The sequence below is a fragment of the Streptomyces sp. NPDC004788 genome, assembly GCF_053601115.1.
The window spans coordinates 1-24798 of the sequence record NZ_JBSGBF010000025.1 but is presented as its reverse complement, the minus strand read 5'-3'; the positions used below and the strand labels follow the sequence as shown (position 1 = coordinate 24798).

Annotated in this window: 25 protein-coding genes; 6 read left to right on the top strand and 19 right to left on the bottom strand. The window is 72.5% G+C overall.

The features are described 5' to 3' along the window. Positions 1-8: 8 nt before the first annotated feature. The 12 genes from ACWEJX_RS14010 to ACWEJX_RS13955 form a co-directional block, all read right to left on the bottom strand. The gene (locus ACWEJX_RS14010) at positions 9-590 is read right to left on the bottom strand and encodes a hypothetical protein (protein ID WP_451607700.1); all 582 of its coding nucleotides are present in this window, start codon (positions 588-590) and stop codon (positions 9-11) included. A 22-nt stretch (positions 591-612) separates the two neighbouring features. Continuing rightward, complete coding sequence (locus ACWEJX_RS14005) at positions 613-1215, bottom strand: pilus assembly protein TadG-related protein (RefSeq protein WP_451607699.1); 603 nt, start codon at positions 1213-1215, stop codon at positions 613-615. A 47-nt stretch (positions 1216-1262) separates the two neighbouring features. Next, positions 1263-1484 (bottom strand): Flp family type IVb pilin, encoded by a 222-nt coding sequence (locus tag ACWEJX_RS14000; protein WP_451607698.1) that lies wholly within the window; start codon positions 1482-1484, stop codon positions 1263-1265. Between the two features lie 105 nt (positions 1485-1589). Continuing rightward, entirely contained in the window at positions 1590-2165 is a 576-nt protein-coding gene (locus ACWEJX_RS13995) for a response regulator transcription factor (RefSeq protein WP_451607697.1), read from the bottom strand. A 13-nt stretch (positions 2166-2178) separates the two neighbouring features. Continuing rightward, complete coding sequence (locus ACWEJX_RS13990; RefSeq protein ID WP_451607749.1) at positions 2179-3066, bottom strand: DUF5936 domain-containing protein; 888 nt, start codon at positions 3064-3066, stop codon at positions 2179-2181. Between the two features lie 28 nt (positions 3067-3094). Further along, positions 3095-4054 carry a type II secretion system F family protein gene (locus ACWEJX_RS13985; RefSeq protein ID WP_451607696.1) on the bottom strand — a complete coding sequence of 320 codons (960 nt, stop codon included), beginning with the start codon at positions 4052-4054 and terminating at the stop codon, positions 3095-3097. A gap of 13 nt (positions 4055-4067) precedes the next feature. Further along, positions 4068-5414, bottom strand: coding sequence for a CpaF family protein (locus ACWEJX_RS13980; RefSeq protein WP_451607695.1), 1347 nt, complete (start codon positions 5412-5414; stop codon positions 4068-4070). Further along, entirely contained in the window at positions 5411-5782 is a 372-nt protein-coding gene (locus ACWEJX_RS13975; protein WP_451607694.1) for a TadE family protein, read from the bottom strand. Before ACWEJX_RS13975 ends, ACWEJX_RS13980 begins: the two co-directional genes overlap by 4 nt. Next, positions 5779-6150 carry a TadE/TadG family type IV pilus assembly protein gene (locus ACWEJX_RS13970; RefSeq protein WP_451607693.1) on the bottom strand — a complete coding sequence of 124 codons (372 nt, stop codon included), beginning with the start codon at positions 6148-6150 and terminating at the stop codon, positions 5779-5781. Before ACWEJX_RS13970 ends, ACWEJX_RS13975 begins: the two co-directional genes overlap by 4 nt. Before the next feature lie 2 nt (positions 6151-6152). Further along, entirely contained in the window at positions 6153-7403 is a 1251-nt protein-coding gene (locus ACWEJX_RS13965; protein ID WP_451607692.1) for an AAA family ATPase, read from the bottom strand. A 7-nt stretch (positions 7404-7410) separates the two neighbouring features. Next, positions 7411-8121, bottom strand: a complete 711-nt coding sequence (cpaB, locus tag ACWEJX_RS13960) for a Flp pilus assembly protein CpaB (RefSeq protein ID WP_451607691.1) — start codon at positions 8119-8121, stop codon at positions 7411-7413. Positions 8122-8235: 114 nt separating this feature from the next. Then, positions 8236-9168 carry a hypothetical protein gene (locus tag ACWEJX_RS13955; RefSeq protein WP_451607690.1) on the bottom strand — a complete coding sequence of 311 codons (933 nt, stop codon included), beginning with the start codon at positions 9166-9168 and terminating at the stop codon, positions 8236-8238. Positions 9169-9416: 248 nt separating this feature from the next. Here ACWEJX_RS13955 and ACWEJX_RS13950 point away from each other — a divergent pair, with 248 nt between their 5' ends. Next, complete coding sequence (locus ACWEJX_RS13950) at positions 9417-11114, top strand: chitinase (protein ID WP_451607689.1); 1698 nt, start codon at positions 9417-9419, stop codon at positions 11112-11114. A gap of 209 nt (positions 11115-11323) precedes the next feature. Then, positions 11324-12655 (top strand): M14 family metallopeptidase, encoded by a 1332-nt coding sequence (locus tag ACWEJX_RS13945; RefSeq protein ID WP_451607688.1) that lies wholly within the window; start codon positions 11324-11326, stop codon positions 12653-12655. On the opposite strand, the gene ACWEJX_RS13940 is transcribed toward ACWEJX_RS13945, so the two are convergent. The 4 genes from ACWEJX_RS13940 to ACWEJX_RS13925 are packed head-to-tail and all read right to left on the bottom strand — an operon-like array spanning position 12652 to position 15595. After that, on the bottom strand, positions 12652-13245 hold the full coding sequence (locus ACWEJX_RS13940) for a hypothetical protein (protein ID WP_451607687.1): 594 nt from the start codon (positions 13243-13245) through the stop codon (positions 12652-12654). The genes ACWEJX_RS13945 and ACWEJX_RS13940 overlap by 4 nt on opposite strands. 33 nt (positions 13246-13278) lie before the next feature. Continuing rightward, complete coding sequence (locus ACWEJX_RS13935; protein ID WP_451607686.1) at positions 13279-13689, bottom strand: RidA family protein; 411 nt, start codon at positions 13687-13689, stop codon at positions 13279-13281. Further along, a complete protein-coding gene (locus ACWEJX_RS13930; protein WP_451607685.1) occupies positions 13686-14453 on the bottom strand; it encodes an IclR family transcriptional regulator in 768 nt (255 codons plus the stop codon). Before ACWEJX_RS13930 ends, ACWEJX_RS13935 begins: the two co-directional genes overlap by 4 nt. Beyond that, positions 14450-15595: a sugar kinase gene (locus ACWEJX_RS13925; RefSeq protein ID WP_451607684.1), complete on the bottom strand. Its 1146-nt coding sequence runs from the start codon at positions 15593-15595 to the stop codon at positions 14450-14452. The genes ACWEJX_RS13930 and ACWEJX_RS13925 overlap by 4 nt, the downstream gene beginning before the upstream one ends. Positions 15596-15627: 32 nt before the next feature. Between ACWEJX_RS13925 and ACWEJX_RS13920 the strand changes: the two genes are divergently transcribed. Both ACWEJX_RS13920 and ACWEJX_RS13915 read left to right on the top strand, forming a co-directional pair. Then, complete coding sequence (locus tag ACWEJX_RS13920; RefSeq protein WP_451607683.1) at positions 15628-16893, top strand: alanine racemase; 1266 nt, start codon at positions 15628-15630, stop codon at positions 16891-16893. Positions 16894-16908: 15 nt separating this feature from the next. Continuing rightward, on the top strand, positions 16909-18537 hold the full coding sequence (locus tag ACWEJX_RS13915; RefSeq protein WP_451607682.1) for an N-acyl-D-amino-acid deacylase family protein: 1629 nt from the start codon (positions 16909-16911) through the stop codon (positions 18535-18537). Here the strand turns inward: ACWEJX_RS13915 and mptB are convergent. The 3 genes from mptB to ACWEJX_RS13900 are packed head-to-tail and all read right to left on the bottom strand — an operon-like array spanning position 18494 to position 22914. Then, positions 18494-19891: a polyprenol phosphomannose-dependent alpha 1,6 mannosyltransferase MptB gene (gene mptB, locus ACWEJX_RS13910; protein WP_451607681.1), complete on the bottom strand. Its 1398-nt coding sequence runs from the start codon at positions 19889-19891 to the stop codon at positions 18494-18496. The two genes, ACWEJX_RS13915 and mptB, sit on opposite strands and share 44 nt — an antisense overlap. Before the next feature lie 39 nt (positions 19892-19930). Further along, positions 19931-22462 carry a glycosyltransferase gene (locus ACWEJX_RS13905; protein ID WP_451607680.1) on the bottom strand — a complete coding sequence of 844 codons (2532 nt, stop codon included), beginning with the start codon at positions 22460-22462 and terminating at the stop codon, positions 19931-19933. Continuing rightward, positions 22459-22914, bottom strand: a complete 456-nt coding sequence (locus tag ACWEJX_RS13900; protein WP_451607679.1) for a hypothetical protein — start codon at positions 22912-22914, stop codon at positions 22459-22461. The genes ACWEJX_RS13905 and ACWEJX_RS13900 overlap by 4 nt, the downstream gene beginning before the upstream one ends. Before the next feature lie 145 nt (positions 22915-23059). On the opposite strand from ACWEJX_RS13900, the gene ACWEJX_RS13895 reads away from it, so the two are divergent. Together ACWEJX_RS13895 and ACWEJX_RS13890 are read left to right on the top strand one after the other, a co-directional pair. Continuing rightward, positions 23060-24271, top strand: a complete 1212-nt coding sequence (locus ACWEJX_RS13895; RefSeq protein WP_451607678.1) for a pyridoxal phosphate-dependent aminotransferase — start codon at positions 23060-23062, stop codon at positions 24269-24271. Between the two features lie 116 nt (positions 24272-24387). Next, a partial coding sequence (locus ACWEJX_RS13890; protein ID WP_451607677.1) for an SCO4983 family protein occupies positions 24388-24798 on the top strand: 411 nt, incomplete at its 3' end.

Sequence of the window (24798 nt, the reverse complement as noted above, 5' to 3'; positions counted from 1 at the left end):
CGGCGCTCTCAGGAGAGCTTGATGGTGGCGGGGGTGAAGGTGGGGAGTTGGAGGGAGACTTCGGTGGTGGTGGGGGGTGGGGCGGGGAACTGCATGAAGACGGGCGTTTCGGTGCCGGGGGCGAAGCTGGTCAGATCGGTCGTGGTCAGCGGCCGTCCATCCGTGTCCCGGAGGATGTAGTAGCGCTTCTTGCCGACGGAGTCGACAAGGGTGGCGCCGCCCAGCGAGTTGCCGTGCTTGACGACCTCGGTTTCGTCACCGGCGAGTTGGGCGGGGAACGCCAGAGGCGAATCCGACGCGTTGGACAGCTTCCCCTTCACCGTGATGAAGCCACCGAGATCGCGCTCAACGGAGGTGACCGCCAACTCCAGGCCCTTCTGGCCTTGGAGGACGGCCAGCGGTGTGGTCGGCTCCTCGGACTGCGGCTTGGTGTTCCCTCCCCCGCTCTTGGGGGAGGTGGTGGTTGCGGCCGGCTTGTCCTGTGGTGCTTTCTCCTCGCCGCCGCAGCCCGAGAGGCCGAGGGCCAGGGCGGCCGCCAGGGCCGCCGCGACCGTCGTTCTACCAGGCTTCATCGCGTGCCGCACACTCATGGGAAACAGGATCCTTCGCTCGTCAGTCGACCAGTCGGACGGTGAAAAGGTCGGCCGCATCAGGCAGCCTCGGATCGTCCGGGTCGATCGTCCACTCGACGCCGTCGCAGACGAGGCCGGTGATCGGTTCGGGTTCGGGGCTGGGCGTCGGGGTCGGCTCCGGTGTGGCCGAGTTCGTGGGCGTGGGGGCCGTGGCCGGTGGTGTCGGCTCCGGTGCGTCGAAAGAGCAGCGGGGTTCAAGGACTGCTGTAGCGGATGCAACGGCGTGCTTGTCCGTACCGGGGACCAGTGATCCACCCACCTCCCGGAGCGTGCGGACCTCGACTCGAAAGCCGGAGTGCAGCGGTACGCACCCCTCGTCCCAGAGTCGCGCGTCGTTCTTCTCCGCGTACAACGCCGCACGCTGACACGCCCGATCCGGGGAGTACTCCTCGCCCTTCAGGTATCGGTCCCAGTCAGCAGGCTCCAGGATGACGTCGAGCCAGCCGTCGCGCAGCTGCTCTCGGGCATCCTGTGCCGCGGCGAGCGCGGCGGCGTCAGCGGCAGTCTGTCCCCCGCTGCGGGTGACCGCCGCCTGCGCCACGACGAAGTAGGCGAACGCCAGGAACAGCAGGCCTGCGATCACCGCGATGTAGACAGGGAATGCTTGACCGGCGTCGTCGCACCGTTTGCTTACTTGCCGCCGGTCAGGTCGGCGATCTTCTGGCCGATCGCAGTCCGAATCTCCTGGCCGATGCTCGTGCCAGTGATCGCGACCACGATCGCCACCACCACCACGATGATCCCCAGGTACTCCACCGCCGTCTGCCCGCGGTCCCCCTCGCGCCTCGCGGCGTCCCAACTTCCCGCCCTCACCTTGGCCTTGGTCAGGACCTTCAGCAGCGCCTCGTTCATCGTGTTCCCCTCCGAGTCCGGCGACTCGGGCAGGGTACGCCGGGTGGGGCCGGTGTTCACAGGGTCCGTAGACCCAATCACGCTCGGTAGTCACCTCGGGCGGCGTCACGACGCCGTCCTCGTGCCGAGCCAGGAGGCGATGGCTTCGCCGCGGGTGGTGCTGTGGAGTTTGGCGAAGATGCGGTTGATGTGGTTCTTGACGGTCTTCTCGCTGATGGAGCAGGCGGTGGCGATCTGCTGGTTGGTCAGACCGGACGCGATCAGGTCCATGACCTCCACCTCCCTCGCACTCAGACCGAATCGCTCAATTCGTTGCACTCGCGAAGCTGGATTTCTGAAGCGCAGTATATTCGCGAGAGTTGGTCTCGCGCCAGCATGTGCAGTCGCACGCACCACGCGGAAGAGTTCCGCCACGTCGAACCGGCCGTGGACCAGCTGAGCCGCCGCCCCTGCGCCCGCGTCCCCGTCCGCCCCCACCCCCGCGCGCGCCGCCTCGTGCGTCAGCAACAGCACCGGGGCGTGCGCCGAGAGCTCCGCGACCGCCTCCCGGTCCTCGTCGACGACGATCACGTCCGAGGCGGTCGGTTCGGCGACCAGCTCGATGTCCGGGCAGGCGCCGAGCAGGACGGTCAGGCCCGCTCGTACCACCGGGTTGGCACCCACCACCAGGACCTTCAGCATCCGCGTCCGCATCTCATTCGCCCGTGATCGAGCCGAAGTCGGTGCCGGTGCCGAGGAAGAGCCCCGCGCCCAGCAGGATCATCGTCGCCGGAACCATCAGCGTCGTGATCACCATCGTGGCCTTGGGCACCGCCTTCGCGGCCTTGCGCCTCGCGTTCTGGGCGTCCGTGCGGCGCATGTCGTTGGCGATCTGGATGAGGGTGTCGACGATCGGGGCGCCCAGCTCCTCGCCCTGCTGCAGCGCGGTGACGAACTGGGCGACCTGTTCGGAGTCGTTGCGGCGGCGCAGCTCGTCGAAGGCCTCGCGGCGGCTGACGCCCATGTCCATCTGGCGCAGGGTGATGCGGAGTTCGTCGGCCCAGGGGCCCTCGTACTTGTCGGCGACGCGCTCCAGTGCCTGGCGGAAGCCGAGGCCGGCGGAGACGACGACGGCCAGGACGTCGAGGAAGTCGGGAAGCGTGCGTTCGATCTGGTCCTTGCGGATGCGGACCGCCGACCAGATGCCGACCTCCGTCCAGAAGGCGCCGAACGCGAAGAGCAGCACCGCCACCAGGTACGACCCGCGGCCGAGCATGAGGAGGCCGCCCAGGCCGCCCAGGAAGCCGTAGACGGCGCGCCTGGCCCCGTACCGGTCGATCGTCAGGCCGCCGGGGTTGCCGGCGAGGTCGATGCGGCGGCGGACCGAGTTGACCCGCTTCGGGCCCATCCACCGCAGCACGGCCGGCGACCAGCGCATGCCGAGGCGGTCGACGGCGGAGTAGACGGCGCCGGTGCGGGTGGCGCCGACCTCCAGGGCGAGCTGGAGGTCGGAGGGGAGTTTGGCGTCGGCTCGGTAGAGGCGGATGCCGTAGCAGATGCCCGCCACGGACACGCCCGCCAGCAGGGCCCACAGGAATTCCACGGTCGTCGTCACAGCACAGTCACGCCCCTCACACGTCGATCTTCGCGAGGCGGCGGATGATCACGAAGCCCACCGCGTAGAGCCCGAAGGCCAGCACCACCGCGAGCTGGCCGAGTCCCGACCCGGTCATCCGGTCGAGCGCGCCGGGCTGCATGTTGTCGATGAGCAGCAGCGAGCCGACGCCGATGACCGGGACCGCGTACGCCGTCAGGCTCACCTGCGACAGCTGCGTACGGACCTCGCGCCGGGTCTCCTTCCGCTCCTCCAGCGTCTCGGTGAGGTTGCGCAGGGAGGAGACCACGGTGCCGCCGGCCCGGTTGGCGAGGACCAGGGTGGTGACGAGGACGACGAGCTCGCGGGACGGGAGGCGCTCGGCCAGCTCGCCGAGGGCGTCGTCGATCGACGTGCCGACGGCCAGCTGCTGGGACACCTTGGCCAGTTCGTCACCGGCCGGGGACTCCATCTCGTCGGCGGCGAGCGAGAGCGCCATGCGCAGGGCGAGGCCGGCCTGGGTGGCGTTGGCGAGGATGCGGGAGAGCTCGGGGAGCTGGTTGATGAACTTCTCGATCCGCTTCTGCCGCTGCCAGTTGAGGAAGCCCCAGGCGCTCCAGACGCCGAGGAAACCGCAGATCGGGCCGAAGAACGGGGACAGCAGCGCCTGCCCGGTGATCCACAGGACGGCGACGGTGACCGCCATGTAGACCACGAACTCGCCCGGCGTGATCTCCAGTCCGGTGGCGGAGATGCGGAGTTCCAGCCTGCGTCCGAGGGTGGTGCGCCGCACCCGTCGGTCGACGCCGCGGAACGGGCGCCTGCGCCGGCCGCCCGCCCCCGTACCGCCGTCGCCCTCGCCGGCGGTCCGGCTGAGCCGGGCGATCAGCGCCGAGCGCTGGGCGGCCCCGCTCGCGTACAGCTGGATGCCGACCACGGCGAGGACGCAGCAGACCAGCGCCACTCCGGCGGTCAGCCACGTCGGGTTCAGGTGCACGACAGGTCTCCCCCTACTTCGCTTCCCGCGTGGCGAGCTGTTCGTCGGTCGCCGCCACGCCGAACGCCTGCGGAATGGGCTGGCCCGCCATGTACAGCCGCTCGGCGACCCGGCGCGGCAGCGGATGGTGGGAGAACTCCCCGTACACCCGCCCGTCGGCGGCGAGCGGCCGGGCGTCGAAGCGGCAGACGGTGGCGAGGAGATAGCGCTCGCGGCCGCTGGAGGCGAGGATCGCGATCTCGGTGACCCGGCGCGTGCCGTCGGGGTGGCGGGTGAGCTGTACGAGGACGTCGACGGCGCTGTTGATCTGGTCGCGCAGCGCCTCGAACGGCACCTTGACCTCGGACATGGAGGCGAGGGTCTGGAGCCGCATCAGGGCGTCCTCGGCGGAGTTGGCGTGGACGGTGGCGAGCGAGCCGTCGTGGCCGGTGGACATCGCCTGGAGCATGTCGAGCGTCTCGCCGCCGCGCACCTCGCCGACGACGATGCGGTCGGGGCGCATGCGCAGCGAGTTGCGCACGAGGTCGCGGATGGAGACCTGGCCGCGGCCCTCGATGTTGGGCGGCCTGGCCTCCAGGCGGATGACGTGGGACTGCTGGAGCTGGAGTTCGGCGGAGTCCTCGATGGTGATGATCCGCTCGCCGTCCGGGATGAGCCCGGACAGGGCGTTGAGGAGCGTCGTCTTCCCGGTGCCGGTGGCGCCGGAGACGATGATGTTGAACTTCGCCTGCACGAGCCCGGACAGCAGGAACAGCATCTGCTCGTCCATCGACCCGAGCCCGATCATCTCGTGCAGGGTGTACGAGCGCGGGAAGCGGCGGATGGTGAGCGTGGCGCCGGTGAGCGAGAGCGGCGGGATGATGACGTTGACGCGCTCGCCGGAGGGCAGCCGGGCGTCGACCATCGGATTCGACTCGTCGACGCGGCGGTTGACGGTCGACACGATCCGCTCGATCGTCTGCATCAGCTGCTCGTGCGACGCGAACCGCAGCGGCAGCAGCTCCACCCGGCCCGCCCGCTCGACGTAGATCTGGTCGGGGCCGTTCACCATGATCTCGGTGATCGACGCGTCTTCGAGGAGCGGTTCGAGCACACCGAGGCCGAGCGCCTCGTCCACCACCCGGCGGATCAGCTGGGCCCGCTCGGCCGTGGAGAGCACCGGGCCCTCGCGGCTGATGATGTGGCCGAGGACGCGCTCCAGGCGGGCCCGGCGCTCGGCGGCGGCGAGCGCGGACATCTCGGTGAGGTCGATCTCCTCCAGGAGCTTGGCGCGGAACGACGCGACGAGGTGACCGTCCTCGCGTCCGGCGCCGCCCGCCCGGTTCTCCTCGGGGGTGTGGATACGGGCCCGCAGGCTCATGGGCGGTCCTCCTCGGGGACGGGCATGGTGGCGGTCTTGGTCACGTCGCCGATGGTCAGGAAGGGGATGAGGGACGGGATGCTCCGTACGGTGACGGTCGCGACCCCGCCGTCCACGTGGACGTCGCTGTGGCCCGCCACCCACCCGCTCATCGCCGCCCGCCCCGCCGCCTCCGGATCCGGTACGGACTCCGGGTCGTCCACGCTCGCCGCCCGCGCCGCCGCCCGCGCTCCCGTGCCCGCCTGCTGGGCCGCGTAGGCGACGATGCCGAGCTGGACGCCGGCGAGGCCGATCAGCAGCAGGATGGGCAGGAAGCCCAGGTACTCGACGGCGACCTGGCCCCGGTCGCCCCGGTCACGACGCTTCATCGGCCCTCCGCCTCCTCGCGTACGGCGCCGGCCTCTCCGCGTACGTCGAAGGGGAAGCTCACCGCCCCCGGGAACAGCACCGGCACCCGCAGCGTGACCGTGACGTGCACCATGCCGCCCGACCCGCCGCAGTCCACTCCCGCTCCCGCCCGCCACGCCCCGTCCAAGTGCCGTGTCGCCGCCGCCTCGCAGTCGTCGCCGACCGCCTCGGCCCGCGCCGCCTCGTCCGCCGCGTTCCCCGCCAGCGTGTACGTGTAGCCGATCAGGACGCACTGCCACAGCAGTACGAGCGTGAGCAGGATCAGCGGCAGCATGCCGACGAACTCGACCGCCACCTGTCCCCTGTCGTCCCGTCCGATCGGCCCCATGGTCAGCGCCCGGCCCCGCGCCGTCGCAGCCCCAGCGCGCCGCGCTCCGGAGCCCGTACCAGCTCCCTGCTCTGCGGCTCCCCCGCCTTGACCAGTCCCAGCTCGCCCGCCAGCGCCCACAGCGCCTGCTTGATCGTCGAGCGGGCGTCGAGGTCGTGCAGCCGGCCCGCGTCCACGACCGCCGCCAGTTCCTTGAACTGGGCCGGGACGGCGACGCCCGCGATGCGGGTGCCCGTGATCTTCTGGATGAGGGCGGGCTGGATCTCGGTGCCGCGGGTGTGGCGGTTGACGAGGACCGTGGTCTCCTCGGGCTTGCGGACCTGGAGCCGGTCCCACATCCGTACGGCCCGTTTGGCGGCCCGTACCGCGACGACGTCCGGCGTGGTGACCAGGAGCGCCGCGTCCGCCATCTCGACGGCCGCCGCGCCGGCCGCGTCCAGGTGCGTGCCGCAGTCGACGACGACGACCTCGTAGCGGCTGCGCAGGGCGCTGACGATCTGGCGGGCGGAGCGGTCGGTGACCTCTTCGCCGCGTTCGCCCTCGCCCGGGGCGAGGAGCAGCGAGAGGCCGGTCTCGTGGACGTAGACGGCGTCCTGCAGCACCCGTGGCGAGATGTCGTTGATCGCCGCGAGGTCGGCGAGCGAGCGGCGGAACTGGACGTCGAGGTACGAGGCGATGTCGCCGCCCTGGAGGTCCATGTCGACGAGGGCGACGGCGCGGCCGGAGGCGCGGGCGGCGAGGGCGAGGTGGACGGCGGTGACGGTGGTGCCGACGCCGCCCTTGGCGCCGCTGACGGTGACGACGGTGCCGCCGGGGCCGGTGGGGGTGTCGGCGGCGGCGCCGAGGTGGCGGCGGACGCCGGCGGACCACTGGGCGGCGGCCTGGACGCGGCTGGCGAGTTCCTCGTATCCGAGCGGGAGGGTGACGAGGCCGCGGGCGCCGGAGTCCATGGCGGCGGAGAAGAGGACGGGGCTGGCGTCGGCGGTGATGAGGACGACGCCGACGGCGGGGAAGCGGAGGGCGACCTCGCGGATGAGTTCGAGCGCGGGGACGGGCCCGATGCGCTCGTGGACGAGGACGACCTCCGGGAGGTCGTCGACCGACCCGGCGGCGAGCCGGGCGAGGGTGTCGACGAGCTGGGTGGAGTCGGTGACGGGGCCGGCGGGTTCGGCGTCGGGGAGCTGGCCGATGAGGGTGGTGACGGCGCGGGCCGCGTCCGGGTCGCCGACGGCCGGCAGGATCCTCGTGCTCATGCGGGCCTCACTTGTCCTTGTCGAGCGTGTACGTGCGGTCGCGCGGGTCCGGCGGGGTGCCGCCGGCGGGGCCGGGGGCGACGAGGGCGAGGCGGACGTGCTCGGCGAAGGACTCGGCGTAGGCGACGCGCTGGGTGTCGGCGGTGGAGAGCGCGAAGGTGATCGGGACGGCCTCGGTGGCGCGCCCGCCGTGGTCGTCCTGGTTCTCGATCGGGGTCAGCTTGCCGATGGCGAGGACGTGGGCGCCGGCGACGATCAGCTTGGACTGGGCGGGGCGGCCGCCGCGTTCGCCGGCGAAGGTGGCGTAGATGTTGACGCTCGCCCCGGGGGTGATCTTGCCGGCGACGCCCGTGGCCGCGTCGATCATGATGGCGATCTCCTGCTGGCCGGGTTCGAGCGCGGGCCGCTTGACGATCATGTCGGTCTGGAGGAGGGAGCCGGCCTTCAGGGTGGTGACCGCGATCATGCCCTCGGTCTCGCGGAGGTCGGTGACGGCGGTGGCCGGAAGCCAGCGCTTCGGCATGGAGATCCGCTCGAAGCTCCCGGGGCCGAGCGGGGTGTACGGCGCGATGTCGTCCTTGACGCGGTACGCGGCCACCTCGGGCCCGACCTTGGAGTTGACGTCGCTGATCACCGAGAGCACGCCGGCGAAGGCGCCGAGGGCGCACAGGACGGAGAGCAGCAGCAGGATGACGCCACGGCGCTGGCGCGAGTTCATTGCCGTAGTACCTCGATCGTGGACAGGTGACGCGACGGACGACGGACGGACTGACGCGGCGGGCGCGACGGACGGGGCGGACGGGGCGGACGGGGCGGACGGGGCGGACGGGGGCTAGCGGGTGGCGTTGGCCTCGGCGGTGGTGGGCAGGGGTGCGGCGCAGAAGCCGCAGCGGTCGCCGATGAGCTCCATCCGGCACCAGTGGCAGGTCTCGCGCCGCACGGAGGAGACGAGTTGGTGCAGGACGGGCAGGTCCGGCAGGTACGCGGTGAACTCGACGAGCCGTCCCGTGCCCCACCAGCGGGGCGAGGTCTCGGGCAGCGCGGCCTCCTGGACGGCGCGGACCTGCCAGCCGGGGGCGAGGGCGGCGGTGGGCCAGTCGGTCTGGAGCTGGCCGCGGGCGAGGACGAGGTCGGTGGCGAAGTCGGGCCCGGCGAGCCCGTCGGCTCCCCCGCGCCCGTCGGTGCCTCCGCGCCCGTCGGGTCCCCCGCGCCCGTTGCGGCCTCCGCGTCCGTCGGGTCCGGCCGTCGCGGCCCCGGCGCCGATGCGTACGAGCTGGGGCGTGGGCCCCGCGAGGACGGCGAAGTGGGCGCCGGGCAGCCAGCCCTTGAGGTGGGAGCCGAGTCCGACGGGCATGTGGTCGAGCTTGGCGACCGAGCCGAGGACGGCGCCCGCGTACACGTAGTGGGTGAGCAGCCGGGCGGCGGAGGCGAGGACTCCGGGGCTGAAGTCGCAGGCGGAGAGCTGGCGGAGCTGGCGGACGAGGACGGCGGCGCCGAGCGGGGGCAGGTCGGTGCGCACGATCGCGATCCGGTCGGATTCGAGCAGCGACCGTACGGCGTGCAGGCGTCCGGCGGTCGCGGGCGGCGCGGTGGTGGGGCAGACGACGATCAGATGGCCGTGGACGTCGAGCAGTTGGCGTACGTCGGCGAGGGCGGCGTCGAGCGGCCGGGTGTCGGGACCGGGCAGGACGGCGGCGGGGGGTGTCTGCGGATCGGTCGGCGGCAGCACCAGGTCGGCGCTGGTGACCGCAATCGCTGTCGGCACGTCGGGCTCCCCCGATCCCTCAATGATCACTAGCTGCGCTCGCAGCGTTACCGCCTCTGCACTTTATCCAGGCCACTGGAGTGGTGAACACACAATCCTTCAAGCTCCGTCACTTTCTCGATCGAAGCGGGCGGCGTTGAACTGCCCTTCTCGCCAGAGGTCTTGACAACCCCATTGGTCTGGACCAACTTGTTTCCGCACCTCCCCTCATCCCCCTCCTCCCCCCACTCCCCCCCTCGGAGGCATGCGTGGACCGCACCACCAGAGCCGCAACCACCCGAGCCGCCCTGACGCTCGCCGTCAGCGCCGGGCTCGTCCTCGCCGGCGGCGCCGGCACCGCCCAGGCCGCGGACGTCAACGTCGCCAGGAACGCGGGCTTCGAGAACGGCCTCGCCAACTGGTCCTGTTCGGCCGGCAGCGGCACCGTCGTCTCCTCACCCGTGCACAGCGGCACCGGCGCCCTGCGGGCCACCCCGGCCGGCATGGACAACGCCCGGTGCACCCAGACCGTCGCCGTGAAGCCGGGCTCCACGTACACGCTGAGCGCCTGGGTGCAGGGCGGTTACGCGTACCTCGGCGCGAGCGGCACCGGCACCACCGACGTCTCCACCTGGACGCCGGACAGCGCGGGCTGGAAGCAACTGACGACCACCTTCACGACCGGCGCGAGCACCACGTCCGTGCAGATCTACACGCACGGCTGGTACGGCACGGCCGCCTACTCCGTCGACGACGTGAGCGTCTTCGGCCCCGACGGAGGCGGCGGCACCGACCCGGCGCCCACGGTCCCCGCCGCCCCGGCGGGCCTCGCCGCCGGCTCCGTGACGTCCTCCTCCGTCTCCCTCGGCTGGGGCGCGGTCGCGAACGCCACCGGCTACAAGGTCTACAAGGACGGCGCCCTCGCGGCGACGGTGAGCGGCACCTCGGCCACCGTCACGGGGCTCGCCGCGAGCACCTCGTACCAGTTCCAGGTCTCGGCGACCAACGCCGCCGGCGAGTCCGCCAAGTCGGCGGCGGTGACGGCGAGGACGTCCGACGTGACCAACCCGGGCCCCGGCCCGGCCGTGCCCAAGCACGCGCTGACCGGCTACTGGCAGAACTTCGACAACGGCGCCACCGTGCAGAAGCTGCGCGACGTGCAGTCGCAGTACGACATCATCGCCGTCTCCTTCGCGGACGCCACCAGCACGCCCGGCCAGCTCGCCTTCACCCTCGACCCGGCCGTCGGCTACGCCTCCACCGCCGACTTCAAGGCCGACATCGCGGCCAAGAAGGCGGCCGGCAAGTCGGTGATCCTCTCGGTCGGCGGCGAGAAGGGCAACGTCGCCGTCAACAGCGACGCCTCCGCGACCGCCTTCGCCGACAGCGCGTACGCGCTGATGCAGGAGTACGGCTTCAACGGCGTCGACATCGACCTGGAGAACGGCGTCAACTCCACGTACCTGACGAAGGCGCTGCGGCAGCTGTCCGCCAAGGCCGGCCCGTCGCTGGTGCTGACGATGGCGCCGCAGACCATCGACATGCAGTCCACCGGGACCGAGTACTTCAAGACGGCGCTCGCCGTGAAGGACATCCTCACGGTGGTCAACATGCAGTACTACAACAGCGGTTCGATGCTCGGCTGCGACGGCAGGGTCTACAGCCAGGGCTCGGTGGACTTCCTCACCGCACTCGCCTGCATCCAGCTCCAGGGCGGCCTCGACGCCTCCCAGGTCGGCCTCGGCGTGCCCGCCTCGACGCGCGGCGCGGGCAGCGGCTACGTCGACCCGCAGGTCGTGAAGAACGCCCTCGACTGCCTGGCGAAGGGCACGGGCTGCGGCACGTTCAAGCCGTCGCAGACCTATCCGAACATCCGGGGTGCGATGACCTGGTCGACCAACTGGGACGCGGCGGCTGGAAACGCCTGGTCGAACGCGGTGGGCCCGGCCGTGCACGGCCTGCCGTAGCCGCTCCGCCCTTCGGGGGATCACGTACGCAGCGTCGCCGCTCCCCCGGCGGCGCTGCGCCGTTTCCGGGCCCGGGGACGCGACAATGTGGCCGAACTCCCTGTCTTGACCGGTCCATGCCATGCCTCGACCATGTCAGCACCGCACGACCCGTCACGCAGGTCCGTCTGCTCGTCGCACTCCCCCACACTCCCCACCCAGGAGACAGCATGCGACTTCGTACCCGCGGAAAGCCGGCCGTCCTCGCGGCCCTCATGGCACTCGCGCTCGCGGTGCCCGTCACGACCGCCGCCACCAGCCACGCCCGCACCGCCGTCAGCGCCACCGGCGGCGAGGAGGTGATCCGGCAGTACGAGATCGCCGGACCCGCCACCGTCGCCGAGCGTTCCGATCTGACCGCCACCGGCGTCTCCATCGACCAGGTCGACGCCCGCTCCGTCGTCGTCAGCGCCAACACCCAGCAGGTCGCCCACCTCAAGAGCCTCGGCTACAAGCCGACCGCCCTGCCCGCGCCGCCCGACCGCGGCGAGAGCGTCAAGTCGGCGCTCGGCCCGCTCGACTTCCCCTCCGCGGACGCGAAGTACCACAACTACGCGGAGATGAACGCCGAGATCGACCAGCGGCTCGCCGCGTACCCGTCCATCATGAACAAGCGGGTCATCGGCAAGTCGTACCAGGGCCGCGACATCATCGCCATCAAGATCAGCGACAACGTCGGCACCGACGAGAACGAGCCCGAGGTCCTCTTCACCCACCACCAGCACGCCCGCGAGCACCTCACCGTCGAGATGGCGCTCTACCTGCTGCGCGAACTCGGCGCCGGCTACGGCACCGACCCGCGCATCACCAGCCTCGTCAACAACCGCGAGATCTGGATCGTGCCGGACCTCAACCCGGACGGCGGCGAGTACGACATCGCCTCCGGCTCCTACCGCAGCTGGCGCAAGAACCGGCAGCCCAACTCCGGTTCCTCCTACGTCGGCACGGACCTCAACCGCAACTGGGACTTCAAGTGGGGCTGCTGCGGCGGCTCCTCCGGCTCCAAGAGCTCCGAGACCTACCGCGGCTCCGCGCCCGAGTCCGCCCCCGAGGTGAAGGTCGTCGCCGACTTCGTCCGCTCCCGGGTCGTCGGCGGCAAGCAGCAGATCACGGCCGCCATCGACTTCCACACCTACAGCGAACTCGTCCTCTGGCCCTTCGGCTGGACCACCGCCGACACCACGACCGGCATGACCCAGGACGACCGCGACGCCTTCGCCGCGATCGGCAACAAGATGGCCGCCAGCAACGGCTACACGCCCGAGCAGTCCAGCGACCTCTACATCACCGACGGCTCGATCGACGACTACCTCTGGGGCACCCAGAAGATCTTCGCCTACACCTTCGAGATGTACCCGACCTCGTCCTGGGACGGCGGCTTCTACCCGCCCGACGAGGTGATCGAGCGGGAGACGAGCCGCAACAAGGACGCGGTCCTGCAACTCCTCGAGAACGCGGACTGCATGTACCGGTCCATCGGCAAGGCCGCGCAGTACTGCTAGACGCGCTCGGCGCTCTCGGCGCTCTCGGTGCTCTCGGCGTTCTCGTCGAAGTACGCGTCCAGGACCGCGTCGAGGAGTGACTCCCACTCCTTGACGCGGTCCTTGGACGTCGCGTCGACGTCGGCCGTGTACCAGCGCCGGTTGGGCGTGTGCACGACCACCGTGAACCGCTTGCCGAAGCGGCCGGTCGCCGTCTCGACCGCACCGATCTCGTCCCAGCGGAACTCGCAGCTCTCCTCGTCGAGGCTGAGCCGCACGCCGGTCGCGTCGGCGACGATCCGGGCACGCCGGTCGGCGGCCTCGAAGACGGGCCCATCGGAATCGGGCCCGTCGGAATCGGGCCCGTCGGAATCGGTCTCGACGGACTCGGGCTCGACGGCCTCGGGCCCGTCGGAATCGGTCTCGACCGCCTCGGCCTCGACGGCCTCGGGCTCGATCAGACCGGGCACGCGGTCCTCGACGACCGCGTCCTGGGGCTCGGCCGCCGCCGCGGGCTGGTCGCCCGTGCCGCCCGTGATGCCCGGGATGAACGCCGGGTCCGTCGCGGCGCCGTGCACCGCCTGCATGCTGGGTCCGTTGCGCTGCTCCACGGCGAAAGTATGACCGACGTTCCTGTGAGGGTGTCAGCCGAGTACGGCCATCGCGTCGATCTCGATGAGCAGCCCCTCCGGCAGGCCGACGTACACCGTCGTGCGCGCCGCGGCGGGGGCCTTCAGGCCCTGCTCCTCGAAGTACTGGTTGTAGATCTCGTTCATCTCGGCGAAGTGGTCCACGTCGGTGAGGTAGACGCGCATCATCATCACGTCGTCCCAGCTCGCGCCGCCCTCCTCCAGGATCGCCTTGATGTTGGCGAAGGTCTGGAGCGTCTGCTCGCGCAGCGTCGGGCCGGCCGGGGTCGGGGCCCGGCCCTCCACCGCCGGGAGGAAGCCGACCTGGCCGGCGACCTGGAGGATGTTGCCCTTCCGCACGCCGTGGGAGAACCTCGCGGGCGGGGTGGTGTGGGTGGCGGGCGTGAGGGCGATCTTGTCGGTCATGCGCTGTCCTTGCGGTGAGGGGTACCGGTACCGGAGTAGTCGTCGCTGATGTCGTCGGCCGTGCGCCGCACCAGCGGCAGCAGGGCGAGGAGTTCCTCGGCCGTGACGACCACGTTGGGCGCCGACACCGACAGCGCGGCGACGACCCGGCCGTCGGCTCCGCGGACCGGCGCGGCGACGCAGTTGATCGACTCCTCGTGACCGCCGAGGTCGGCGGCCCAGCCCTGGGCGCGTACGGTCGCCAGCTCCTTCAGGAAGGCGGCAGCGTTCGGGGTCGAACGGGCCGTGTACATCGGGTAGTCGAGCCCGGCGGCGAACGCGCGGCGCTCGGCCTCGGGCAGGTCGGCGAGGAGCAGCTTGGCGACGGCGGCGACGGTGATCGCGACGGGCCTGCCGATCCGGGAGTACATGCGCACCGGGTAGCGGCTCTCGACCTTGTCGATGTAGAGCACCTCGCCCTCCTCCAGGACGGCGAGGTGGACGGTGTGACCGGTCCGCTCGTTGAGCGCGGCGAGGTGGGGATGGGCGATCTCGCGGACGTCGAGGTTCTCGACGGCCTCCTGCGCGAGCGCGAAGAGGCGGGCGCCGAGGCGGTAGCGCTGGTCCTGCTGGCGGTGGACCAGGCCGTGTTCGTGGAGGGTACGGAGCAGCCGCAGCGCGGTCGACTTGTGCACGCCGAGCCGCTCGGCGACCTGCCCGAGGTCGGCGGGCCCCTGCGCGAGCAGCGGCAGGATGCTGAGCGCGCGGTCGACGGTCTGGCTCATCGCGTACGTACCTCCAGGTCCTCCCCGGTCCAGCCGGGGCCGAGGTGCAGTCTCCCCCAGGCCGCGTCGTCGAGCGCGGCGAGCCGGTCGGCGTGGGCGCGGCGGGGCGGTACGACGACGTCGCCCGGAACGGCGAGGGCGGCGGCGGCCGTGCAATGCCCGTGCCGCAACCGCGCCTTCACGTCGAGCCCGCGCAGGGTCGCGGACAGGAACCCGGCGGCGAAGGCGTCGCCGGCGCCGGTGGGCGCGACGACGTCGACGCGGGGCGCGGGGACGTGGGTGGCGGTGCCGTCCGCGTCCGCGATGTCCGCGCGGGCTTCGGGGCTGCGGTCGAACGCGATGGCCCCGCCCCTGCCGAGCTTGACCACGAGGAGTTCCGGGCCGGGGACGGCGTCGGCGATGGCCCTGGTGCTCTTCAGGCCCCACACCACCCGCGCCTCGTCCGCCCCCACGAACACGATGTCCGCGCTCCGCGCCAGCTCGAGCAGCACCCGATCGGCGTCCTCCCGTCCCGCCCACAGCCCCGCCCGGAAGTTCACGTCGAACGAGACGAGCGGCCGGCCGGGCCGGGGAGCGGTCAGTTCGCGCATCAGGGCGAGGCACGAGTCCGACAGCGCGGCGGTGATGCCGGACAGGTGCAGCACGCGACCCGCCGCGACCGACTCGTACGGCACGTTCTCGGGCGACATCGCCGACGCGGCCGACCCCGCCCGGTAGTAGGCGACCTCATGACCCGCCTCGGCCCGGTCGGTCGCGGTGCGGAAGTAGACGCCGGTCGGGCGGTCCGGGTCGCGGACGACGGCGGAGACGTCGACGCCGTACGAACGGATCGCCTCGACCAGGTGGTCGCCGAAGCCGTCCCGACCGACCCGTCCCACCCACCGCACCCGGTGCCCTGCGGCGGCGAGCGCGCAGGCGACGTTGGACTCGGCGCCGCCGACGGCGCGGTCGAAGGCGGGTACGTCGGCGAGGCGGCCGGGCCGGTTGGGCAGGAAGGCGACCATGGACTCGCCGAGGCAGACGACGTCGGGCGCATCGCCGTGCGACGGGGTTCCGGTCACTGGAGAACTCCTTGTCGTTGACCCGGCCTCGGCCCGGATGCTAGACAGCCACAAGCGACATACGCAACGGGTGTTGCGCATGATGCAACGCCCGGCGGGAAGAGGAGACCCCCATGCCCGACCTGGCGAACGAGGTCGTCGACCACCGTTTCAAGGCCCTGCCGCCCGACGCCGAGGGCCTGACCGTCGGTGAGCTGGCCGCCCAGCGCCGCAACCTCTTCACCGGTGGCTTCACCACCCCGGTCCTCGCCCTCTCCGCCGAGTCCGTCGAGCACAACCTCCGCCTCCTGGAGACGTACGCCGAGCGCCACGGCCTGGCCTTCGCGCCGCACGGCAAGACCTCCATGGCCCCGCAGCTCTTCGACCGTCAGATCGAGCACGGCGCCTGGGGCATCACCGCCGCCGTCCCCCACCAGGTCCGCGTCTACCGCGCGCACGGCGTGGCCCGGATCTTCCTCGCGAACGAGGTCGTCGACCCGGTCGCGCTGCGCTGGCTCGCCGCCGAACTCGACGCCGACCCCGGCTTCCACCTCGTCTGTTACGTCGACTCCGTCCGCGGCGTCGAGCTGATGGACGAGGCCCTGCGCGCGGCCGGCGCGCGGCGCGCCGTGGACGTCGTGGTCGAGCTGGGCGCCGCCGAGGCCGGGCGCACGGGCGTGCGGACCGAGGCCGAGTGCGAGGCCGTCGCCGACGCCGTGGCGGCGACGGACCGGCTCCGCCTGGGGGGCGTGGCGGGGTACGAGGCGACGATGCCGAAGGCCGACGCCGCGCTCGTACGGGAGTGGCTGGACCGGCTGGTCGGGCTCGCGGTCGCGTTCGACAAGGCGGGCCGGTTCGCGCCCGACCTGCCGGAGATCGTGGTGAGCGCGGGCGGCAGCGAGTGGTTCGACACGGTGGCCGACGTCTTCGCCGGGATCCCGGAGCTCTCCCGGCCGGTCCTGAAGCTGCTGCGCTCGGGCGCGTACGTCTCCCACGACGACGGCCAGTACCGGGAGCGGACGCCGTTCAACCGGGTGCCCGAGGAGGGCGCGCTCCAGCCGGCGTTCCGGCTCTGGTCGCAGGTCCTGTCCCGGCCCAACGCCGAGCAGGCGTTCACCAACGCGGGCAAGCGCGACGCCGCCCACGACCTGCACCTGCCCGAGGCGCAGGTGGTGCGTGACGGGCGCACCGGCGAGATCCGGCCGGCCGAGGGCGTCACGGTCACCGCGCTCTCCGACCAGCACGCGTGGCTGCACACGGAGCCGGGCGCGGACGTGGAGGTCGGCGACTGGGTGGGGATGGGCCTGTCCCACCCGTGCACGTCCTTCGACAAGTGGCAGCTGATCCCACTGGTGGAGGCGGACGGCACGGTCGTCGACTACATCCGTACGTTCTTCTAGGCCCGGGAGCCCCCGGTGGATCTCGTCTTCCAGGACGCCGAGGTCGTCGACGGCAGCGGCGCGGACTCCTACCGCGCCGACGTCGCGATCGCCGGCGGGCGGATCGCCGCGATCGTCAAGGAGGGCGCGGCGGCCGGCTGCCAGCGCCCCTCCGCCCGGCGCGTCATCGACGCCGAGGGGCTCGCCCTGTCCCCCGGCTTCGTCGACATGCACGCCCACAGCGACCTCGCGCTGCTCCGCGACCCGGACCACAGCGCGAAGGCCGCGCAGGGCGTGACGCTGGAGGTCCTCGGCCAGGACGGCCTGTCGTACGCGCCGGTGGACGACCGCACGCTCGACGAGGTCCGCCGGACGATCGCCGGCTGGAACGGCGGCGGTCCGGGCGACGCGGGCGTCGACTTCGACTGGCGGACGGTCGGCGAGTACCTGGACCGTCTCGACCGGGCGCACGGAGGCCGGGGCATCGCGGTGAACGCCGCGTACCTCGTCCCGCAGGGCACCGTACGGATGTACGCGGTGGGCTGGGAGGACCGGCCCGCGACCGACGCCGAGCTGGACCGCATGCGGCGGCTGGTCGCCGAGGGCCTGGAGCAGGGCGCGGTCGGCATGTCCTCCGGCCTCACCTACACCCCCGGCATGTACGCGCCCGACGCCGAGCTCACCGAGCTGTGCCGGGTCGTGGCGCGGTACGGCGGCTACTACTGCCCGCACCACCGCTCCTACGGGGCGGGCGCGCTGAAGGCGTACGAGGAGATGGTGCGGCTCGCGGCGGACGCGGGCTGCGCCCTGCACCTGGCCCACGCCACGATGAACTTCGCCGTGAACGAGGGGCGGGCACCGGAGCTGCTCGCCCTGCTCGACGCGGCGCTCGCGGGCGGCGCGGACCTCAGCCTCGACTCCTACCCGTACACCCCCGGCTGTACGACGCTGGCGGCCGTGCTGCCGAGCTGGGCCCACGAGGGCGGGCCGGAGGCGCTGCTCGCGCGGCTGCGGGACGAGGCGACGGCGGAGCGGATCCGGCACGATCTGGAGGTGGCCGGGTCGGACGGCTGCCACGGCGTGCCGGTGGAGTGGGGCACGATCGAGGTCTCGGGCGTGTCCGACCCCGCGCTGTCGCACTTCGTCGGCCTGCGCCTGCCCGACTGGGCGACGGCCCGCCGGCTGCTGCTCGCCGACCGCCTCGGCACGGCGATCCTGCAGCACGTCGGCCACGAGACGAACGTCCGCGCGATCATGCGCCACCGCGTCCACACGGCCGGCTCCGACGGCATCCTCCACGGCGCCAAGCCGCACCCCCGCGCGTACGGCACCTTCCCCGAGTACCTCGGCCGCTACGTCCGCGAGGAGGGCGTCCTCACTCTGGAGGAGTGCGTCGCGCACCTCACCTCGCGCCCGGCCGCCCGTCTCCGTCTCCCGGACCGCGGCCTGGTGAAGGAGGGATACGTCGCCGACCTCGTCCTCTTCGACCCGGCGACGGTCGCGTCGGGAGCGACGTACGAGAACCCGAGGGGACGGCCGGTCGGAATCCCGCACGTCCTGGTCGACGGCCGCTTCGTGATCGAGGACGGACGGAGGACGGACGAACTGGCGGGCCGGGCGATCAGGCGGGCGCCGACCACCCGTCGCGGGCGATCGACCCGCTGAGGCCGGGGGTCCCTCGGGTGAGCGCGAGTCCCACCGCGAGCGCCACTCCCGTCAGCACGAACCCGTACCCCGGCGTATGCCCCGACGGCGCCGTCTCGTACGTCAGCGCCCCGCACAGCACCGCCAGGAACCGGCCGAGCCTCGCGTCCCACGCCACCGCCGCCACCGCGCACGTCCCCCACAGCGCGTACCACGGCTGGACCATCGGCGAGAGCGCGACCAGGACGAGCAGCGAGACGCCCAGTCCGAGGACCACGTCGAGCCGGCCCTTCCAGGCCCGCCGGGCCAGCACGCCGATGATCGCGACGGCCACGAGCAGGCCGAGCTTCTGCACCGCGCCCTTCACCGGCTCCGGGTCGTCGCCGACGAGCAGCCCGAGCCCCAACCCGACGTCGCTGGTGACGGAGAGCGCCGTGTGGATGGTGGCGGCGACGCTCTGGGTGCGCAGCCACCCGAAGCCGGTGCCGGCCAGCACCGTCGCGCCGGCGGCGACCGCGCCGGCCACCGCCCCGGGCAGCACGAGCCCCGCCAGGACGCCCCGGCGGCGCGCGACGAGCACGCCCACGAACAGCAGCGCGACCGCCGCCGGAGACTTGACCATCATCGCGAGGCCGAGGACCGCGCTGCCGCTCACCCATCGCCCGCGCACGGCGAGCAGCACCCCGCACAGCACGAGGGCGATCATCAGGCCGTCGTTGTGCACTCCGCCCACGACGTGGATGAGGAGAAGGGGGTTCAGCGCGGCGAGCCACAGCGCGCCGGGGCCGCCGCCAAGCCCCCGTACCGCCCACACGATCAGGGCGAGGGCGGCGAGGGCGAGGAGCCGGAAGCCCAGGACCGCGGGCAGGATGTGGCCGCCGGTGAGCCTGACGACGGCCTGGGCGAGGACGAGGAAGACCGGGCCGTAGGGCGCGGGGGTGTCGGTCCAGTGGCCGCCGACGCTCGCGGCGGCGTCGTGGCCGAGCTCGCCGGGGGCGAGGACGGAGGGCCCGGAGCCGTAGACGTCGTGGCCTTCGAGGACCATCCCGCCCTGGGCGATGTAGCTGTAGACGTCGGCGCTGTAGAGCGGCGGGGCGAGCACCAGCGGCCCGGCCCACCAGCCGAGGGTGAGCAGCGGGCGGCCGTCGGCTCCGGTGAGGAGCTGCCGCCCGTACTGCCACCACGCGAGGAGCAGCAGCGTCAGCCCGAGGTACGCGAGCACCGCACCGGCCGTCTCGACGCCCGAGGCGCGCGGCTGCCACAGGCCCCACCCGCCGCGGACCGGCAGCGCCCCGGCGGCCCAGCCGCCGACGGTGACGGCGAGCGAACCGGCCGCGCCGAGCCACCGGCAGCCGGCGGTGCTGAAAACCCACATGGGGCGCAAACCTACCTGCCCGGGACAGGCGCCGGGCACCTACCCGACCGCCGTCGCCCGGTCCAGCGTCTCCGTGGCCGTGCCCGTGCGCTGCATGCGGTGCCAGCGGAGCCGGCTGCCGAGCAGGGCCGTCACCACGGACTGGACGACGACCAGGTACATCAGCTGGCGGTAGACGAAGATCTGCAGCGGCAGCGTCCAGATCGGCTCGAACCGCTCCCGGTCCAGGCGCAGGGCGTAGACGGCGGTGCCGACCTGTACGGCGGTGAAGGCGAGCCAGACGCCGACCGCCTGCCCGGCGTCCTGGAAGAGCAGACCGTAGACGGCGAAGACGTCGACGAGCGGTGCGAGCAGCGGCAGCACGGTCTGGAAGAGCAGGAGGTAGAGCAGTCCGCGGCGGCCCAGCTTGCCGGACTGGCCCCGCTCCACCACGGCCCGGCGGTGCTTCCACATGGCCTGGAGGGTGCCGTAGCACCAGCGGTAGCGCTGCTTCCACAGCTGCTTGACCGTGGACGGCGCCTCGGTCCAGGCGATGGCGGACTCCTCGTACACCACCCGCCAGCCGTCCCGGCACAGGGCCATCGTGAGGTCGGTGTCCTCGGCGAGGGTGTCCTCGCTGACCCCGCCGACCCCGGCCAGGGCGTCCCTGCGGAAGGCGCCGATGGCGCCGGGCACGGTGGGCATGCACTCCAGGACGTCGTACATGCGCCGGTCGAGGTTGAAGCCGATGACGTACTCGAGGTGCTGCCAGCGGCCGAGGACGCCCTGCCGGTTGCCGACCTTGGTGTTGCCGCTGACCGCGCCGACGCGCGGGTCGGCGAGCGGCTGGATCAGCCGGCGCACGGCGTCCGGTTCGAAGACGGTGTCGCCGTCGATCATCACGATGATGTCGAAGTGCGCCCAGGCGAGCCCGGTGTTCAGGGCGGCGGCCTTGCCCGCGTTGGGCTGGCGCACCACCATGACGCGCGGGTCGTCGATGGACTCGGCGATCTCGAAGGTGCGGTCGGTGGAGCCGTCGTCGACGACCACGACCTGGACGTACTCGTGGGTGGAGGCGAGCAGGGACCGGATCGTCGCCTCGATCCCGGCCTCCTCGTTGTACGCGGGCACGATCACCGACACCGGCTCGGTGACCGGCGGCATGCGCGGGGCGCCCCGGCGGCGCTTGGTGCGGGTGCGGCGCACGTGGATCCGGGCCACGCCGAGGAGGAGGGCGAGCCGTAGGGCGGTGATGAGGCCGGCCGCTCCGAGCAGCCAGGTCATCGCGTCGGAGAACCAGCGCGAGACGCCCTGGGCGGCGACGAAGCCGGCGCCCTTCCACTCGGCGAAGGTGGAGACGGGGTAGGTCGTGGCGCCGAGGCCGAGCCCCGCGCCCACGGTCGTGTAGGTGGTCGAACCGCTGCCGTGGCGGCCGACGGGGCCGAGCAGCTTCTCGGTCTCCGTGACGGCCTGCGGCGAACCCGTGTACTGCCGGACCGAGGCGCCGTCGGCGGCCACCAGGACGTAGCCGTCGGCCGCGGCCCGCCGGCCGGCCTCCCACTGGTCGTCGCAGAGCGTGTCGAGGCTGCCGGTGTGGGGCAGGCGCAGCAGCCGGGTGCCGAGGCCGGCGGCTCCGGCGAGCGCGTTCTGGGTGAAGGAGAGCTCCAGGTCGGCCCGGGCCGCCGAGACCTGGCCGAGCTCCGCGTCCGTGTAGGTGTGCGAGCCGACCTCGTGCCCCTCGGCGACGATCCGCCGCACCAGCTCCGGGTGCGCGGCGGCCTCGGAGCCGGTGAGGAAGAAGGTGGCCTTGGCGTGGTGGGCGGCCAGCACGTCGAGGAGGCGCGGGGTCCAGTCGGGGCTCGGGCCGCCGTCGTAGGTGAGCGCGACCGTGCCGTCGGGGGGCGCGGCGCTGCGCACGACGCCGTCGCCGTCGACCCGCAGGACCGGCTCACCGGTGCGGACGTCGGTGGGCGCGGGCACGCAGTCGGCCGTGGGGGCGCCGCCGGTGGCGGCGATCTCGTGGCGGCCGTATCCGGCGAAGACGAGCGCGGTCGCGGCGACGACGAGGGTGAGGCAGAGCACCAGCCAGTGGGACCGCGGGTCGCGGCGGCGCGCATGGCTGCCCGCGCGCGCCACCGGCGGCTGCGGGCGGCGCCGGCCGGCGGCCTGGTCGTCGGGGGCCGGGCGCGGGGCGGGGCGCGGGGCGGGGTCCTCGTACGGGCCGGGGGCGGCGGGCTGTCCGGCACTCGGGTACGACGGGGACTGCGGGTACTGCTCGTACGGCTGGTGGGCCAGCTGCGGCTCGTGCGGCTGGTGCGCCGGCTGCTCGTACGGCTGATGCGCCGACTGCGGCTCGTACGGCTGATGCGCCGGCGGCTCGTACGGCTGATGCGCCGGCTGCGGCTCGTACGGCTGGTACGGGGGCTGCTGCTGGGACGGCCCGTACGGCCCGCTCCCCTCGTACGACGGGTGCGGGAGGCCCTGGGAGCCCGGGTCCGTGCCCGGGTACGGGTTCCGGTACGGGTCCGGGGCCGCCGGGTACGGATCCGGGTCGGGGTACGGGTTCGGGTCCCCGTACGGCGCGCCCGTCACTTCGGTCGCTTCGTCGCGCCGGGAGCGCTGCCCGCCTTGCCCGGACCGTTGGACGTGGCGGTCGGGGCGGGCGGGGGCGCCGTGGTGGTGCGTGCCGCGGTCGGCGCGGGAGCGGCGGTCTTCGCCGGGGCGGAGGTCTGCGTGGCGCTCGGCGTGGCGGTGGCGCTCGGCGACCCGGAGGGCGCGCCCTTCGCCGAACCGTCCGCCCCGGAGTCACCGGAGCCGCCGGAGTCGCCGCCGCCCGGTTGCGACTCGATCAGTTTCGGAAGTGCGGGCCGGTCGTCGTCCTGCCAGTGCAGCGGTCCACCGGTCGGCCCAGCGCCGAAGACGCCGGCGACGACGACGCCGAGGAAGCCCAGGCAGCCGGCTCCGACGACCGCCACCGCCCAGCGCACGGCACGCCGCCGTCGGCCCGAGGTGTCGAGGAAGACGCTGTTGTCCTGGTGGCTCATGGGCAGGGATTGTAGGGAGCACGACATCGGTGTGCGAGCCGCGTCGCATTAAGGACAAACGAACGCCCCGCTCCCGGGTCGGCTCGATGTCCGACGTGTCCCAAAACACGGAGCGCCCCGCCGCGCCCCGCCGTAAGCTCTCGTCATGCAGGTGATCCAGTCCACGAAGCTCGCCAACGTCTGTTACGAAATCCGGGGCCCGGTGCTCGAAGAGGCGATGCGGCTTGAGGCCGCGGGTCATCGCATCCTCAAGCTCAACACCGGAAACCCGGCCGCCTTCGGCTTCGAGTGTCCGCCGGCCATCCTCGAGGACATGCTCCGCAACCTCGCCGAGGCGCACGGATACGGGGACGCGAAGGGCCTGCTGTCCGCGCGGCGCGCGATCATGAGCCACTACGAGACCAAGGGCATCCCGCTCTCGGTCGAGGACATCTACCTCGGCAACGGCGTCTCCGAGCTGATCCAGATGTCGATGCAGGCGCTGCTCGACGACGGCGACGAGGTGCTCGTCCCGGCCCCGGACTATCCGCTCTGGACGGCGTCGGTGTCGCTCGCGGGCGGGACGGCCGTGCACTACCGCTGCGACGAGCAGGCGGACTGGATGCCGGACCTGGCCGACATCGAGCGCAAGATCACCGACCGCACCAAGGCGATCGTGATCATCAACCCGAACAACCCGACCGGCGCCGTCTACGACGACGAGATGCTGCGGAGCCTGACCGAGATCGCCCGCCGGCACAATCTGGTGGTCTGCTCGGACGAGATCTACGACAAGATCCTCTACGACGGCGCCACCCACACGCCGACCGCCGCCATCGCCCCGGACCTCCTCGTCCTCACGTTCAACGGGATGAGCAAGAACTACCGGGTGGCCGGCTTCCGCTCCGGCTGGCTCGCGGTCTGCGGCCCGAAGGCGCACGCCTCCTCGTACATCGAGGGTCTGACGATCCTGGCCAACATGCGCCTGTGCGCCAACATGCCGGCCCAGCACGCGGTGGCCGCGGCCCTCCAGGGGCGCCAGTCGATCGAGGACCTGGTGCTGCCGGGCGGGCGGCTCCTGGAGCAGCGGGACGTGGCGTACGAGCTGCTCACGCAGATCCCGGGCGTGACGTGCGTGAAGCCGAAGGGCGCGCTGTACCTGTTCCCGCGGCTCGACCCGGCCGTCTACAAGATCAAGGACGACCGGCAGATGGTCCTGGACCTGCTGCGGGCCGAGAAGATCATGGTGGTGCACGGGACGGGCTTCAACTGGCACGAGCCGGACCACTTCCGGATCGTCACCCTGCCGAACGCCACGGACCTGGCGGAGGCCGTGACGCGGATCGGCCGCTTCCTGGACGGCTACAGCCAGCACTGACGCGCCCGCTCGGCGGTTCCCGGCCCCGTTTCTTGACCCGCCCTTTCCGGACTCGGCTCAACTTTAGATTGAATCCAAGCTAGGATGCCTCCAGAGCTACTGCAGGAGGCCATCCCATGTACGAACCGATCCGCACCAAGTCGGTCCACCGGATGGCCGACGACGACCAGAACCGCAGCACCTACCCGCACCGCTCGCGCGGGGAGGAGCTCGACATCCAGCTCGCCGGCCACCTCGCCGCCCTGCTCGCCGTCACCGACGAGCTCGGCGACACGGAGGCCGGCGAACTCATCGCCCGGCAGGTCGCCAGGCTGCGCGGCGCGCCCCCGGCGCGGCACGCGGGGCTGACCGGCGCGCCCGCCGAGGCACTGCACCGCAAGGCGCACGCGCTGGCGGGCCGGGCGCTGGTCGTCGCCGCCTCCCGGGCGGACACGGCCGCCGCGATCCTGGCCGCCGAGCGCATGGACGCGCACACGGCGGCGCTGTCCTCGCGCTGGATCCAGGACCAGCCCTCGCCCATTTTGTTC